The 14,182-nt window shown below is 72.8% G+C and carries 12 protein-coding genes and 1 riboswitch; of the genes, 2 read left to right on the forward strand and 10 right to left on the reverse strand.

All coding sequences use genetic code 11. The annotated features are described in order from the left end of the window. Positions 1 to 49 precede the first annotated feature (49 nt). From eno to B446_RS16105, 10 genes are all read right to left on the reverse strand, one after another. On the reverse strand, positions 50 to 1,357 hold the full coding sequence (gene eno / locus B446_RS16060; RefSeq protein WP_043475700.1) for a phosphopyruvate hydratase: 1,308 nt from the start codon (positions 1,355 to 1,357) through the stop codon (positions 50 to 52). A 332-nt stretch (positions 1,358 to 1,689) separates the two neighbouring features. Beyond that, positions 1,690 to 2,376, reverse strand: a complete 687-nt coding sequence (locus tag B446_RS16065) for a transglycosylase family protein (RefSeq protein ID WP_020940501.1) — start codon at positions 2,374 to 2,376, stop codon at positions 1,690 to 1,692. A gap of 4 nt (positions 2,377 to 2,380) precedes the next feature. After that, positions 2,381 to 2,549: riboswitch (cyclic di-AMP (ydaO/yuaA leader) on the reverse strand. 186 nt (positions 2,550 to 2,735) lie between these two features. Beyond that, positions 2,736 to 3,794, reverse strand: coding sequence for a transglycosylase family protein (locus B446_RS16070; protein WP_020940502.1), 1,059 nt, complete (start codon positions 3,792 to 3,794; stop codon positions 2,736 to 2,738). A 168-nt stretch (positions 3,795 to 3,962) separates the two neighbouring features. Next, positions 3,963 to 5,231: a cytochrome P450 family protein gene (locus B446_RS16075; RefSeq protein ID WP_020940503.1), complete on the reverse strand. Its 1,269-nt coding sequence runs from the start codon at positions 5,229 to 5,231 to the stop codon at positions 3,963 to 3,965. Positions 5,232 to 5,335: 104 nt separating this feature from the next. Further along, positions 5,336 to 6,328, reverse strand: coding sequence for a nucleoside triphosphate pyrophosphohydrolase (locus B446_RS16080; RefSeq protein WP_043478414.1), 993 nt, complete (start codon positions 6,326 to 6,328; stop codon positions 5,336 to 5,338). A gap of 85 nt (positions 6,329 to 6,413) precedes the next feature. Beyond that, the gene (locus B446_RS16085) at positions 6,414 to 7,058 is read right to left on the reverse strand and encodes a SurA N-terminal domain-containing protein (protein ID WP_043475704.1); all 645 of its coding nucleotides are present in this window, start codon (positions 7,056 to 7,058) and stop codon (positions 6,414 to 6,416) included. Between the two features lie 138 nt (positions 7,059 to 7,196). Beyond that, positions 7,197 to 8,024, reverse strand: a complete 828-nt coding sequence (locus B446_RS16090) for a glycoside hydrolase domain-containing protein (RefSeq protein WP_020940506.1) — start codon at positions 8,022 to 8,024, stop codon at positions 7,197 to 7,199. 123 nt (positions 8,025 to 8,147) lie between these two features. Beyond that, positions 8,148 to 9,641 (reverse strand): serine/threonine-protein kinase, encoded by a 1,494-nt coding sequence (locus tag B446_RS16095; RefSeq protein WP_268825441.1) that lies wholly within the window; start codon positions 9,639 to 9,641, stop codon positions 8,148 to 8,150. 38 nt (positions 9,642 to 9,679) lie between these two features. Then, positions 9,680 to 10,309, reverse strand: a complete 630-nt coding sequence (locus B446_RS16100) for a hypothetical protein (RefSeq protein ID WP_020940508.1) — start codon at positions 10,307 to 10,309, stop codon at positions 9,680 to 9,682. 151 nt (positions 10,310 to 10,460) lie between these two features. Further along, on the reverse strand, positions 10,461 to 12,758 hold the full coding sequence (locus B446_RS16105; RefSeq protein WP_020940509.1) for an N-6 DNA methylase: 2,298 nt from the start codon (positions 12,756 to 12,758) through the stop codon (positions 10,461 to 10,463). Positions 12,759 to 12,946: 188 nt separating this feature from the next. Between B446_RS16105 and B446_RS16110 the strand changes: the two genes are divergently transcribed. Together B446_RS16110 and B446_RS16115 are read left to right on the forward strand one after the other, a co-directional pair. After that, complete coding sequence (locus B446_RS16110) at positions 12,947 to 13,180, forward strand: hypothetical protein (protein ID WP_020940510.1); 234 nt, start codon at positions 12,947 to 12,949, stop codon at positions 13,178 to 13,180. Positions 13,181 to 13,302: 122 nt separating this feature from the next. Then, entirely contained in the window at positions 13,303 to 14,055 is a 753-nt protein-coding gene (locus B446_RS16115; RefSeq protein ID WP_020940511.1) for a hypothetical protein, read from the forward strand. Positions 14,056 to 14,182 lie beyond the last annotated feature (127 nt).

Consider the following 14,182-nt stretch of genomic DNA (forward strand, 5'->3'; position numbering starts at 1 on the left):
GGGTACGGGGACGTACGTACGACTGGCTAAGACTTAGCCCGGTGGGAGGTCAGCCCTTGGAGACCCCGGCGTGGCCGCGGAAGCGCGGGAACGCGCTGCGACCGGCGTAGACGGCGGCGTCGTCGAGGATCTCCTCGATGCGCAGCAGCTGGTTGTACTTGGCGACACGCTCGGAGCGGGCCGGGGCGCCGGTCTTGATCTGGCCGCAGTTGGTGGCGACGGCCAGGTCGGCGATGGTGACGTCCTCGGTCTCGCCGGAGCGGTGCGACATCATGCACTTGAAGCCGTTGCGCTGGGCCAGCTCGACGGCGTCCAGGGTCTCGGTGAGCGAGCCGATCTGGTTCACCTTCACCAGCAGGGCGTTGGCGGTGCCCTCCTCGATGCCGCGGGCGAGGCGCTCGGGGTTGGTGACGAACAGGTCGTCGCCGACGAGCTGGACCTTGTCGCCGAGCTTGTCGGTGATGACCTTCCAGCCGGCCCAGTCGTCCTCGAACAGCGGGTCCTCGATGGAGACGAGCGGGTAGGCCGCGACGAGCTCCTCGTAGTACTCCGTCATCTCGGCGGCGGAGCGCTCCTTGCCCTCGAAGAGGTACTTGCCGTCCTTGTAGAACTCGGAGGCGGCGACGTCGAGCGCGAGGGCGATCTGCTCGCCGGGCGCGTAGCCGGCTTCCTTGATCGCTTCGAGGATGAGGTCGAGGGCCTCGCGGTTGGAGCCGAGGTTCGGGGCGAAGCCGCCCTCGTCGCCGAGGCCGGTGGCCAGGCCCTTGCTCTTCAGGACCTTCTTCAGCGTGTGGTAGACCTCGGTGCCCCAGCGCAGGGCCTCGGAGAAGGACTCCGCGCCGATCGGGGCGATCATGAACTCCTGGATGTCCACGTTGGAGTCGGCGTGCGAGCCGCCGTTCAGGATGTTCATCATCGGCACCGGGAGCAGGTGCGCGTTGGGACCGCCCAGGTAGCGGAACAGCGGCAGGTCGCTGGCCTCGGAGGCGGCGTGGGCGACGGCGAGGGAGACGCCGAGGATGGCGTTGGCGCCGAGCGAGCCCTTGTTGTCGGTGGCGTCCAGGTCGAACATGGCCTGGTCGATCAGGCGCTGCTCGGTGGCGTCGTAGCCGACCAGCTCCGGGCCGATCTGCTCGATGACGGCCAGGACGGCCTTCTCGACACCCTTGCCCTGGTAGCGGTTCGGGTCACCGTCGCGCAGCTCGATGGCCTCGAAGGCGCCGGTGGAGGCGCCGGACGGGACGGCGGCACGACCCGTGCTGCCGTCGTCGAGGCCGACCTCGACCTCGACCGTGGGGTTGCCTCGGGAGTCCAGGATTTCCCGGGCTACGACGACGTCGATGGACGGCACGAGCATCTCCTTCATGGATGTGACGCTGGTTGTGCGGGGCTGGTGTGCCGCGCGCCTAGAGCCTAACCGTCCAAGGGGCGTCGGCCACCGACCGACCGTCCCGTGGACAGGCGAGGACTGGGAGGGACAGGGGGAACCGTACCCATTGTTTCCGTCCGGAACAAAGGGGCGTGCGCATGAGGCCCGGCCGAACACCCGGCAAACAGCAGAACCCCGCCCCGGCGCGTACGGGGGACGACGCGCCGGGGCGGGGAGCCCGTGGGGACGGGGGCGACTCTCACGGGCCCTCAGGTCGGGGCCCCGGGTGAGAGCGCGGTGCTCCCGGAGGGAGCCGGGGGTCACTTCAGGTGGAGCTGCTGACCCGGGTAGATGAGGTTGGCGTCCTGGACGATGTCCTTGTTCAGCTCGAAGAGCTTCTTCCAGCCGCCCTGGACGTGGTGCTTGCCGGCGATGAGGCTGAGGGTGTCGCCCTTGACGACCTTGTACTCGCCGTCACCCTTCTTGACCTTCTTGCCGGTCGGGGTGGTGACGGTCTTGCTCGCCGACGGGGCGGTGCGGGTGGCCGAGCGGTTGGCGGCCTGCTGGTCGGTGGAGCGGGTGGTGGTGGTGGTGCTCTTGCTCGTGCCGGCCGAGGCGGCGGCACCGGAGTACGGGGTGCCGGACAGGCCCGTGCCGCAGACCGGCCAGGCGCCCTTGCCCTGCGCAGCCAGCACCTTCTCGGCGACGGCTATCTGCTGCGCCTTGCCGGCCTGGTTGGCCTGCGGGGCGTAGGCGGTGCCGCCGTACGCGGCCCAGGTGGAGGCGGAGAACTGCAGACCGCCGTAGTAGCCGTTGCCGGTGTTGATGGACCAGTTGCCGCCGGACTCGCACTGGGCGACCTTGTCCCACTCGGAGGCGGTGGCGGCGGAGGCGTTGCCGGCCGCCATCAGCGGGGCGGCGACGACGGCGCCGGTGACACCGGCGAACGTGATGGCGCGGACGGCCTTGGACGGACGACGGTGCTTGCCCTTGCCGGAAAACAGCATGGATCGATCCCCTCACCGACGCCTGCGAGGTGAGCTGTCGGGTTCGGGCCGGTTGAGTTGCCCGGCCGCGCCTCCCTGGGAGGCACGGCTCCACCCCTAGCCGGTTCCAGCTCGACTGCTGGGCCCGGCACTTACCTTGGGTCCCCCGCTCCTGCCTGCGGCGCTTGACGCGACGACTGTTCCCGGGCAACCGCTGGCAGGATTCGGCGTTGCGACTGCCGGGGCTCGTGGTGACGAGCGGCCTTGACCGTAGACAGGCGATCGACGGAATTTCAAAGACGATCAGGGCTTCTGAGACTCATCCCACACTTTCACCAAACCGGACATTAGTGAGTGAAGTGGGGCGCCAACTCCCGTCGCTATTCGCCCGTTTCGGCACCGACTCGCAGGGTCTGACCGGCACTGATGTCGTCCGGGTCGGCGCCGATCGCCTTCTTGTTCCGGTCGTAGAGCGCGTGCCACCCGCCGTCGACGTCAAGGGACTCGGCGATGGAGGCGAGGCTGTCCCCCTCGTGGACCGTGTAGGTGTCGGCGGTGCGGGAGGCGTGACGGCCCGAAGAGGCGTCACTCTGACCGTTTGTCACGCTTTCGTCCGCACTGGTGCCGCGATGACGCCCGCCGCTGCTGACGGCGCCGGTGTCGACCAGGCTCCAAGAACTCCCGGCCTGCCATGAATGGTCCGAGTCGTCCGTGGCGGGTTCCACAGGGGAGGCCCCGGCCTCCTGTGTGTCACCGGAGCCAGGAGAAGCTGATTTGTCCGACTTGGGGGTGTCGGCCCCCTTGCCGGAACCGCGGGATTCGCCGCCCTTGCCCTTGTCCTTGCCCTTGCTCTCGCCCGGCGACGGCTTGGCGCTCGCGTCGGAGGAGGACGAGGAGCCGGAGGGCGCGGAGGGGCCGGACGAGGTGGACGAATCCGGCAGGCCGGACGAGTCGGCATCGCCGTCGGAGTTGACCTGCGAGTCGTCCGTGGTGCCGGAGTCACCCTGGCCCGACGAGCCCTTGCCGGAGCCGCCGACGCCCGTGTCGACGTCCACCGAACCGGAGTTGGAGGTCAGGCCCGACAGCAGGGCGCAGGTCGCCCAGGGGGTGGTGCCCCGGTCGGCGAGGATCTTCTCGGCGACCGCGATCTGCTGCGAGCGGCTGGCCTGGTCGGCGCTGGAGGCGTACTGGCCGCCGCCGTACTTGTCCCAGTCGTCCTGGGATATCTGGAGACCGCCGTAGTAGCCGTTTCCGGTGGCGGCGCTCCAGGAGCCGCCGCTCTCGCACTCGGCCACCTTGTCCCAAGTGGTGCCGTCGGCCGCGTTGGCGCTCGCGGCGCCGAGGAGCGGGATCGCGATGGCGGACCCGGTCACCCCCGCCGCTACGAGCAGGGCCGGGGCCTGACGGGGGCGACGATGGCGGCCGTTCCCGGAGAGCATGCGGAGACCTTTCGTGCGACAGCAGGACCGGCGCGGCGCAAGGAGCTCCGCGCCACGCTGATGGGTGAACGTATAGGCAGACGATCACTTGTCACAAGTTAATGCCGCGTAGATCACGTGAAGATCACAGAGTTGAACACCGCATGTATGTCGGCCCGTACCACTGCGTCAGGGAACGGGCGTGAACTCCACGGGCAGGGTGCGCAGACCGCGCATGATGAGCCCGCCGCGCCAGCGCAGCTCCGCCGGATCCGCCGCGAGCCGCAGGTCGGGCAGGCGGGTCAGCAGCGTGGCGAGCGCGGTCTGCCCCTCCAGCCGGGCGAGCGGGGCGCCGAGGCAGTAGTGGATGCCGTGCCCGTACCCGAGGTGCTGGTTGTCCCGCCGGGACAGGTCGAGCACGTCCGGGTCGGCGAACCGCTCCGGGTCCCGGTCGGCGGCGGCGAGCACGACGAGCACCGGGTCGCCGGCGGCGATGTCCTGCCCGCCGACGGTGAGCGGACGGGTGGCGAAGCGCCAGGTCGCCAGCTCCACCGGGCCGTCGTAGCGCAGCAGTTCCTCGACCCCGGTCTCCAGCAGGGCGCGCTCGCCGAGGGCCAGGGAGTCCTGCAGCCGCCGGCGCTGACCGGGGTGGGTGAGCAGGGCGTACGTCCCGTTGCCGATCAGGTTCACCGTGGTCTCGAACCCGGCGAACAGCAGGATGAAGGCCATGGCCGCGGCCTCGTTCTCGGTGAGGTGCTCGCCGTGGTCGGAGGCGCGGATGAGTCCGGAGAGCAGGTCCTCGCCGGCGGCCGGGGTGTCGGGCAGCGCCTCGCGCTTGCGGTGGATCAGCTCGGCGAGGTAGCCGCGCATCTTCTTCACGGACCGCGCGACACCGCCGCGCGGGCCCCCGCCGTGCCGGATCATCATGCCCGCCCAGTCCCGGAAGTCGTCCTGGTCCTCGCGCGGGACGCCGAGCAGGTCGCAGATGGCGTAGATGGGGAGCGGGAAGGCGAACTCGTGGATGAGGTCGGCCGAGCCGGTCGCGGCGAACCGGTCGATGAGCTGGTCGGTCAGCTCCTGCACCCGGGGCGCGAACTCGGCGACCCTGCGGGGCGTGAACGCCTTGCTGACCAGCCGGCGCAGCCGGGTGTGGTCCGGCGGGTCGATGTTCAGCAGGTGCGTCATCAGCTCGGCCTTGCGCTCCCCCGGGATACCGGTCTTGCCCTTGGCGTGCGCGGGCTCGTCGTGATGCGCCGGGTTCTTGCTCAGCCGCTGGTCGGCCAGCGCCTGCTTGGCGTCGGCGTACCGGGTGACCAGCCATGCCTCCACCCCGCTGGGCAGTCGCGTGCGGTGCACGGGCGCGTGCTCGCGGAGCCAGGCGTAGGCGGGGTACGGGTCGCTGGCGAACTCCCACGTGAAGAGTTCGGGAGCCGTCGGGGGGTGGGGCTGGTCGGTCACTCCCCGACGGTATCCGGCCCGCCCGGGCTCGCGCCGGGCGCGCCGTCCTTCTCGTCCTCACGCCGGGCCTGCGCGGGCGGCCGCCCGCTCGGGTCCCTGCGTCGTCAGTCCCCGGCGCCGCCCGTGCCCTGGCCCTCCGTCCGTTTGATCGCGTCCCGGTACACCCGGGCCGCCGCGCGCAGTGCCGCCTCCGGGTCCACTCCGTCGGCCTCGGCGCGGACCGCGAGGGCCAGCAGTTCGTAGCCGATGCCGTCCCCCTCGGGCAGCGGGACGTCGAGGCCCGCCGTACGCACGCGGGAGGCGAGCTTGGCGGTGAGGGCGAGGCCGGGCTGGCCGAGGGGGACGCCCTCGGTGACCGAGCTGCGCCGCTTCTCCTCGGCCTTGGTGCGCAGCCAGTGCTCCTTGACGTCCTCCGGGGTCTCGGCCGTCTCCTCGCCGAACACGTGGGGGTGGCGGTGGATCAGCTTGGCGACGATGCCGCCGGCCACGTCGTCCACGGAGAACGGCGCGTCCGGGTCCTCCTCGGCGATGCGGGAGTGGAAGACGACCTGGAGCAGCACGTCGCCCAGTTCCTCCCGCAGCTCCTCGCGGTCGCCGGCCTCGATCGCCTCGACCAGTTCGTACGCCTCCTCGATGCCGTACTTGGCCAGGCCCTCGTGGGTCTGCCGGGAGGACCAGGGGCATTCGAGGCGGATGCGGTCCATCACCTGGACGAGGTCGAGGAGGCGGGCCCCGGGCAGGTCGTAGGAGGCGGGCAGCAGCTCCAGCTCGGGCATGCGCACCCGGCCGGAGCCCGCCAGGCGGGCCAGTCCGTCGGTGAGGGCGGGCTCCCCCTCACCCGTGGCCACGACCACCGCGGTCCGCCCGCCCGCGCACGCGTCGACCAGCTCCCGCGCGGTGGGGGACGCCTCCGTCACCGCTATCCCGGCCTCCCGCAGATACGGCAGCTGCGGGTGCGCGCCGTCCGCGCACAGCACGGTGTCGGCGGCGCGCAGCGCCTGCCACGCGGGCCAGGACAGCAGCCCGGGGGCGACGCGGTGGCTGGTGGTGAGCAGGACGATGCGGCCGGGGACGGCCTCGGGGCTGGTTGCGTTCACCATCCGAACGTAACCCACGGCACGGACGCACGGGATCGGTTGTCCACAGGCCCGGGATCACCGTGTGATCGTAGGACCGGCAGTACTAGGCCGGCTGCTGCCGCGCGGTGGTCGTGACCTCGTGCACCCACGGCGTGCCGGCGTCCACGCGGCTGCTCTTCTGCACGTCCCAGGAGCCGTAGCGCGGGTTGAGGTCGATGTGCAGCTCGCCGGACGCCTTCGACAGGGCCTTCCAGAAGGCGGGCTGGCTGGTGTCGGTGCCGAGCTTCGCGGCGAGCTTCTGCGCCTCCAGCTGGAGGCGGAGGTTGTCGTCCAGGCGCTCGGGCGCGATGCCGTACTTCTGCAGCCAGGTCGTCTGCAGTCCCTTGGCGCCGCCGGCCTGCTGCTCGAGGCCCGCGCGCATCTGCAGGACCTCCTTGCGGCTGACCGCGATCCCCTCGTCCTGCGCCGCGCGGTGCAGCACCCGGTCCAGGACCATGTTGTGCAGGGTGTCGCGGGTGAGGCTGCCGGTGGAGGCGAGGACCTGCTGGTACTGGGTCTCGTCCGGCACCGCGGCCCGCTGTGCCTCGCGAACCTCGTTGACCCGGCCCTCGAGCTGGGCGACGGTGATGCGCTGCCCTCCCACCACGGCGGCCGCGCCCGGATGGGCCTCGCTTCCGCACGCGGTGAGCAGGGGGGCCGCCGCGGCGATCGCGGCGGAGAGGACGAGCGCGGTGCGACGGCGGTGCAAGGAGACCTCCAAGGGGAGATTGTGCGGCGGTGCACAAAGTCTTGCGGTGATCGATGGTAGGCAGTCGGCACGCTGTGGCCAACCCATTCGACCAACGATTCACGCGCGCTTCGGGCACCGCCGCGCGTCCCGCCCGGATCAGCCGGTGACGGCCACCGGCGCGTCCCACGCGTCACGGTCGACCGTGAGCGTCACACCGCCGTGCGCCTCCTTGCTGTTGACCATGTACTGGTGGGCCCGGCTGTGGTCGGTGAACTGGGTCGCGCCCCACGGCCAGTCCGTGGTGGTGGTGTTCTCCTTGTCCCACAGCGCGTACCAGAGGTTGCCCGGCAGGTCCGTCTTGTCCGACGCGGTGGCGATCGCCTTGGCGCTGGAGCTGGTGAAGCCGTAGTAGCCGGCGCGGTACGTCTTGGCGTGCAGGCCCTTGTCGAAGGCGCGCACGTAGGTCAGCACGGCGTTGTTGCACGACGTGTTCGTGCTGTCGTACGCCTCCATGTCGAGGTAGATGGCGCTGCCCGCCTTCATGCCGAGCGCGGATGCCTTGGCCACGGCGTCGGCGGCGTCCGTGGCGCCGAGGGAGGCCGCGGTGGAGGCGGTCAGCTTCTCCGGGTTGGAGCCGGACTGGCAGGGCGGCTGGGCGCCGACGTAGAGCGGGATGAGCTTCCAGCCGAGCCCGCTGACGTACTTCACCCAGGAGGAGGTCAGGTTGGGCTGGGCGCAGCCGCGGTTCCTGCCGCCCACGTAGACGGCGGCGGCGCCGTAGAAGCCGGTGTGCCAGGCCTTCATCGTGGACTGGGAGGGCGCGGTGCAGGTGTCGAAGGTGCGGCCGGTGAAGGTCTTCTGCGCCGGCCAGGCCGTGGCCGCCATGGAGGTCTGTGCCGCGATGCCGGCGCCGGCGGCGACCGCCGCCCCGACCACCGCCCACGTGACGTATCTGCGCTTCTTCGACTGGCGATGGCCGGCCATGAAACCCCACCCCTGCTCGTGCGTGCCGTGGCAAAACGAACGGCAACCTATCCCGGCGCGTTGCCGGCTTCGGAAAACGCGGTCCCCTGAAGATCACAAGAATCGGCCAGGGACCGGCAAAATCTAGCCGCGCACCTGCCCCAGCCACTGCAGGGTGCGGCGGATCTCCCCGGCCAGCGGGTGGCCGGGGCCCTGGAAGCGCTCGACGTCCACCAGCAGCCGCGCGAGCGTGTCGTGGGCGGCGGGCCGGTCCCCGACGGCGAGCAGCAGGTGGCCGATGCGGCGCCGGACGTCGTGCGCGAGCTGCGGGTCCCCGGAGACGTACTGGTTCTCGTAGTACGGCAGCAGGGCGCGGTACTCGGCGAGCGCGGCCGCCGGTTCGCCGAGCTGCTCCAGGCACTGGGCCGCCTCGTAGCGGTAGCGCAGGGACTGCGGGTCGGCCTGGCCGGCCTCGGCGGCGCGCTCGTCGGCCAGCCGGCGCAGCTCGGGCAGCGCGCGCCGGTACTGGCCGTCGTCCATGAGGGTGGCCGCGTACTGCTTGCGCAGGGTGCGCACCACCGGGGAGTGCTCGCCGTGCTGCTCGGCCGCGGTCGGCAGGATGGCGCCGAGGATGTCCACGGCCTGGGTGATCCGGCCCTCGCCGAGCAGCCGCTTGACCTCGTCGACGGCGGCGGCCACGTCGGGCTTGCCGGTCACCGCCGGTGCGGGCGCGACGGGTGCGGGCTGCGGCGCGGGCGTCCGGGCGCGGTCCGGCCAGGGGGCGTGCGGGCGCAGGAAGGGGCGGGTGGGGTCCAGGGGCGCGCCGGTCGGCATGCCCCGTGCGGGCAGCAGCAGTTCGAGGTGCTCGTAGACCTCCTGCGCGGAGGCCGGCCGGTGCTGCGGGTCCTTGGAGAGCAGGCGCAGCACGAGCGCCTCCAGGGCCTCGGGGACCTCCGGGCGGATGCGGCGCACGGGCACCGGCGGCTCGTACAGGTGCCGGTGCAGCACGCCGAGCGCCGTGGAACCGGCGAACGGCACCTCGCCGCTGAGCAGTTCGTGCAGCAGCACGCCGAGCGCGTACAGGTCGGTGTACGGGCCGACGGCGCCGCCCATCGCCTGCTCGGGCGCCATGTAGGCGGGCGAGCCGATGGGTGAGCCGGTGTGGGTCAGGCGCGTGGTGTCGGTGTCCATCACGGAGGCCACGCCCAGGTCGAGGACGGTGACGGTGCCGTCCTGCTTGACCATCACGTTCCGCGGCTTGAGGTCGCGGTGCACGATCGGCACCGCGTGCACGGCGCTGAGCACGGCGCAGAGCTGCGCGGCCACGGCGACCGACCACTGCCACGGGTAGGGGTCGTGCTCGGCGAGGTGGTCGGAGAGGTCGGCGCCGTCGACGTACTGCATGACGAGGAACAGCTCCTCGCCCTCGCTGCCGGCGTCGTGCACGGTGACCAGCCCGGGGTGGTCGACCTGCGCGGTGACCCGGCACTCGCGCACGAACCGGCGGCGCAGTTCGTCGGCCTCCTGGCCGGCCACCTTGTCGGGGCGCAGCAGCTTCACCGCGACGCGCCGGTCGAGCCGCTGGTCGTACGCCGTCCAGACCTGGCCCATGCCGCCCTGGCCGATGAGGGTGGACAACTCGTAGCGACCGGCGACGACACGTCCTGCCGCCACGCTCACCGTCCGCCCTCGTGACCGGCGCCCGGCATCCCGTCGGGGTGGCCGCCCTGGTGTCCGTCGTGGTGGCGCAGGTAGTCGCTCAGCTCGTCCAGTTCGGCGCGGACCTGGTCGATCCGGGCGGGCGCCGGGCGCTGCGGCGGGGGCCCGGGGACGGGGGTGTGCGTCAGGGGCGGCGTGGTGGGCGGCGTCCGCAGCCCGTCGGGGTTGTGCGGCGCGGTCGTCGCGGTGAACGGCGACGCCGGCTGCGGGTAGCCGTAGGCCGGGCCGGGTCCGTGGACCGCGCGCAGGCCCTGGTAGTGCCGGCTCTCGGCCACCAGGTAGTACACGACCGCCAGGGCCAGGGTGATGAGCAGGATGCTCAGGCCCAGGTAGCCGCCGGGGGTGTGGATCTCGTCGCCGGGCTCGCTGCCCAGCAGCACGATGCTGAGGATGTCGGCCGCCAGCACCGCCACGAACAGGCCCCAGTCCAGGGACTTGCGCGTGACGACGGCCAGCCGCAGCAGGACCACCCAGGCCAGGAAGCCGATGCTGAAGACCGCGACCGCGACGAACAGCACACGCAGGAAGACGAGCCACGCGAGGTGCGGTGGCTGCTTCGCCGGCTGTGCGTAGCCGTGGCCTTGCATGGCTGCTCCTGATGCCTGAAATGGGCGTACCTGTCCGCCCGGTGTGCTCCACCGGGCCGACGACACCACTCGTGCGATGGTCGCATCGAGCATATGGCCCGACACGGACAAGCGGTCCGGGTTGTACCGAACCGTTGTCCGGCCGCCGCCGTCAATCCGGCGCGACGGTGCCGTCCGTGAGCCCGTCGTACATCCCGCGCACCAACTGCTCCCCCAGCCGGCTCGCGTGACGCAGCGCCCGCTCGAACTCGTCGAGGGCCCTGAACCGCGCGCCGTAGCGCAGCTGTTCGTCCAGCGGGAGCCGGGGCAGCTGGAGGCGGCGGACGTCCAGGCGGGTGGCGGTGGAGGCGTAGCTGCTGGCCCGGCGGTGGTTGGCGGTGCCGCGCAGGAAGCCGGCGAGGAACCAGGGGTCGAGCGCCGCGGGATCGGGGCGCAGCAGCACGAGGTTGCGGCCCAGGGCGGCGCCCCCGGTCGTTCCGTCGATCACGCGCGCCACCGAGCCGCCGCCGAGCACCGGCAGGACGACGTCGCCCGGTTCGGTCAGCACGGCCTCCTCGTCGCTCTCCGGAAGCGTCCCGGAGGGCGCGGTCCCGGCGAGCACGTCGTGGTCGGTGAGCACGGGCACGCGCGTGTGGCCGCCGGTGCCGCCGGTGCGCAGCACCAGCGCGCCGCCGCGCGCGAGTTCGCCGACGGTGGTGAGCGGCCGGCGCGCGGGCGCCACCGGTTCGGCGGGCGGCGGGGTGAGGTCGGCGGTCAGCCGCAGGGTCACGCCGAGGCGTTCGCGCACCGCCGTGAGCTGTTCGACGCCGTCGGCCGGCCCGGACGGCGGCAGGTGCCGGGCGGGCGCGAGGTCCACGTCGTCGTCGAGCAGTTCGATGACCGGTACGGCACGTGCCAGGCCCGGCCGTTCCGCCGACCGTTCCCCGCGTGCGAAGGCGCGCCAGGCCTCCAGGACGGCGTCCCGCACCGCCTGCCAGTCCGGGCCGCCGCGCGCCTCGCCCGCGAACCGCCCGGTGTCGGCGAGCAGCACCTCGGGCGCCGCGGGCGTCCGGCCCGGCCTGCGCAGCACCCACAGGTGGAGCGGGATGTTGTACGGCGGTGCCGCGCCGACCGGCAACGCGACCACGGCCCGCAGCGCGCCCCGGCGCAACAGGTCGGCGCGGATCCGGCGCCCGGACCGGCGGGAGGCGGCGGCCGGCGGCATGAGCAGGACGGCGGTGCCCTCGTCGGCCAGGCGGGCCAGCGCGTGCTGGACCCAGGCCAGCTCGGACTCGGTGCGCGCGGGGAAGCCGTACTCCCAGCGGGGGTCGTAGGCCAGTTCGTCGTGGCCCCAGTTGCGCTCGTTGAACGGCGGATGGCACAGGACGGCGTCGGCCCGCAGCCCGGGGTGGGCGTCGCCGCGCAGGGTGTCGCCCGCGGCGGCGCGGACGGTGGCCCGGGACCGCAGGGCGAGGCGCAGCGCGGTCAGCGCGGCGAGGTCGGCGGAGCTGTCCTGGGCGTACAGCTCCTGGTCGGGGCGCGGGTCCACGGCGCGCAGCAGAGCGCCGGTGCCGCAGGCCGGGTCCAGGACGGTGCGGGCGGGTCCGGCGAGGTCGGCCATCAGCCGGGCCAGCTCGGCCGGGGTGAGCGTGTACTGGCGCGGGTTGGCGTCCAGGTGCCGGCCCAGCAGGAACTCGAAGGTCTGCCGCGCCCCCGTCCCGGCGGCCAGCTCGGCCGCCCCGCGCAGCAGGGGGGCGGAGGCGAGGAGCCGGTCGCCGGCCGGGACGGGGATCGCGGGGGCCGGGGCCGCTGGGGCCGGGGCCGCGGGGGTGGCGGGGGCGGGCGGGGTCGCGCCGGGCGCGGCGGGTACGGCGGCGGGCGCGGGGGTCGCCGTGTGCTCGGGGGTCACGGCGTGCGCGGGGCTCGCGGCGGGTGCGGTCGCGGCGTGCGCGGGGCTCGCCGGGGGCGTCTGGCCGGTGTTCACAGCGGGCCCGCCGCCCCTCGCCGGCGAGGGGGCTCCGGCCTCGCCGGTGTGAACACCACCCCCTCCGGTGTGAACACCGGAGGCGTTCGGGGCACCGAAGCGCGGGGTGAGCACCTGCTCCAGGGCACCGGGCAGCAGCTCGGCCAGCCGCTCGTCGGAGCCCGCGCTCACGTCGAGCCAGACGGTGGGGCGCTCATGGATGAGCAGCAGGACGCAGCCCGTGTACGCGAGGGCGGTGACCGGGCCCTCCGGATGCCCGGCGAGCTGCTGCCAGACGCGTTCACGCAGCGGGACCTCGGCGAGCTTGCCCTGCCGACGCAGCCACGCCTCCACCTCGGCGAGCGCGAAGGAGGGGCTGGTCTCGGTGCCGCCCACCGGCTTGGGGAAGTCGGCGTGCCGGCGACGCCAGTTGCTGACCGCCGCCCGGCCCACTCCGGCGAGCCGCGCGATACCGGCGGCGGTCACCTCTGTCGCGTTGTCCTGCACCGGCCCAGCTCCCCTCGTCCCGCGTGTGCGCCGAGCATACCGGCGTACACACGATCACGGCATTCACGACCGTGTACTCGACTCCAAGTGTGAACCGTGTTGACTCGGTTCACAGGCTCTGGTCTCATTGACCCAGCGAACGAGCGGCTGGCCGGAGGGGGCGGCCGTCGTGCCGGAGGGGGTCCGTCATGGGCATGAAGGGCAAGATCGCGTTCCGCGCCGTCGTGGGGGTCGTGGTCATCGGAGTCGTGTCGGCGAACGCCGGCACCGACGGCAAGGGCGGCGGCACGGGCACCGGGGGCAAGGGTTCCGCGGCACACCACGCCGACGACGACGTGACCGGCACGGCCGTGGTCACCGTCCGCGCCACGGACGCCTACTTCAGGACGACCGGCTGCGGCGACCGGAAACCGACGGGCTGACCCCGGGGGGTCACCGCTCCGCCTCGCCCGACACCTCCGCCCGACACCTCGTCCGGCACGCTCGTTCGCGCCTCACTTCACCTCACTTCACCTCATTTCACTTCTCGCAGCAAGGAACTCCCATGCGCCGTACCGCAATCGCCGCCCTCTGTCTCGCCGCCGCGGCCACCGCGGGGCTCACCGGCTGCCACTCGGGGCAGGACAAGGCGGACGGCAAGCCGAAGGGCCCGTTCGCCGGGCTGAGCGGCGGGCAGATCGCCGACCGCGCGCTGAAGGCCACCACGGGTGCCTCGTCGCTGCGGATGAAGGGCGACGTCGCCGACGACGGGAGCAAGGGCACCATCGCCCTCGACATGGCCCTGAACAAGAAGGGCGAGTGCGCCGGCACCATGAGCATGGGCGGTCAGGGCAAGGCCGACCTGGTCAAGACCGGCGACACCGTCTACATGAAGTACGACGAGGCGTTCCTGCGCGCCCAGAGCGACGGCGAGTCCAAGGCGGACACCGACGCCGCCGTCGGCATGCTGGCCGGCAAGTGGGCCAAGATGGCGGTGAAGGGGCAGGACGCCAAGGACATCGCGGGCTTCTGCGACCTGGACTCGGTCCTCGCCGGCGCGGACGACGTCAGCTCGGACGCCACCCGCGGCAGGACCGCCACCGTCGACGGCACCCCGGCGATCGTCCTGCACGAGAAGGACGGCAAGGACCGGTACACGCTGTACGTGGCGACCGAGGGCAAGCCCTACCTGCTGCGCGTGGACAGCTCCTCCGGAGCGAAGGAGCCGGTGCACCTGTCCTTCACCGACTACGAGAAGCCGGTCCCGGCGCGGAAGCCGGCCGGGAAGGTCGTCGACCTGGACGCCCTGGGCGGCTGAGCCGGACGGCGGCCCGCGCGGCCACCTCGACGTCCCCGCGTGTGCCGAAGGGCAGGCCGGCCCAGCGGCGCCACTCGTCCAGGGAGGCGCCCACGGTCATGGAGGCCGGGGCGACGCAGTCGGGTAC

It is taken from the genome of Streptomyces collinus Tu 365, assembly GCF_000444875.1.
GTDB classification, from domain to species: domain Bacteria; phylum Actinomycetota; class Actinomycetes; order Streptomycetales; family Streptomycetaceae; genus Streptomyces; species Streptomyces collinus_A.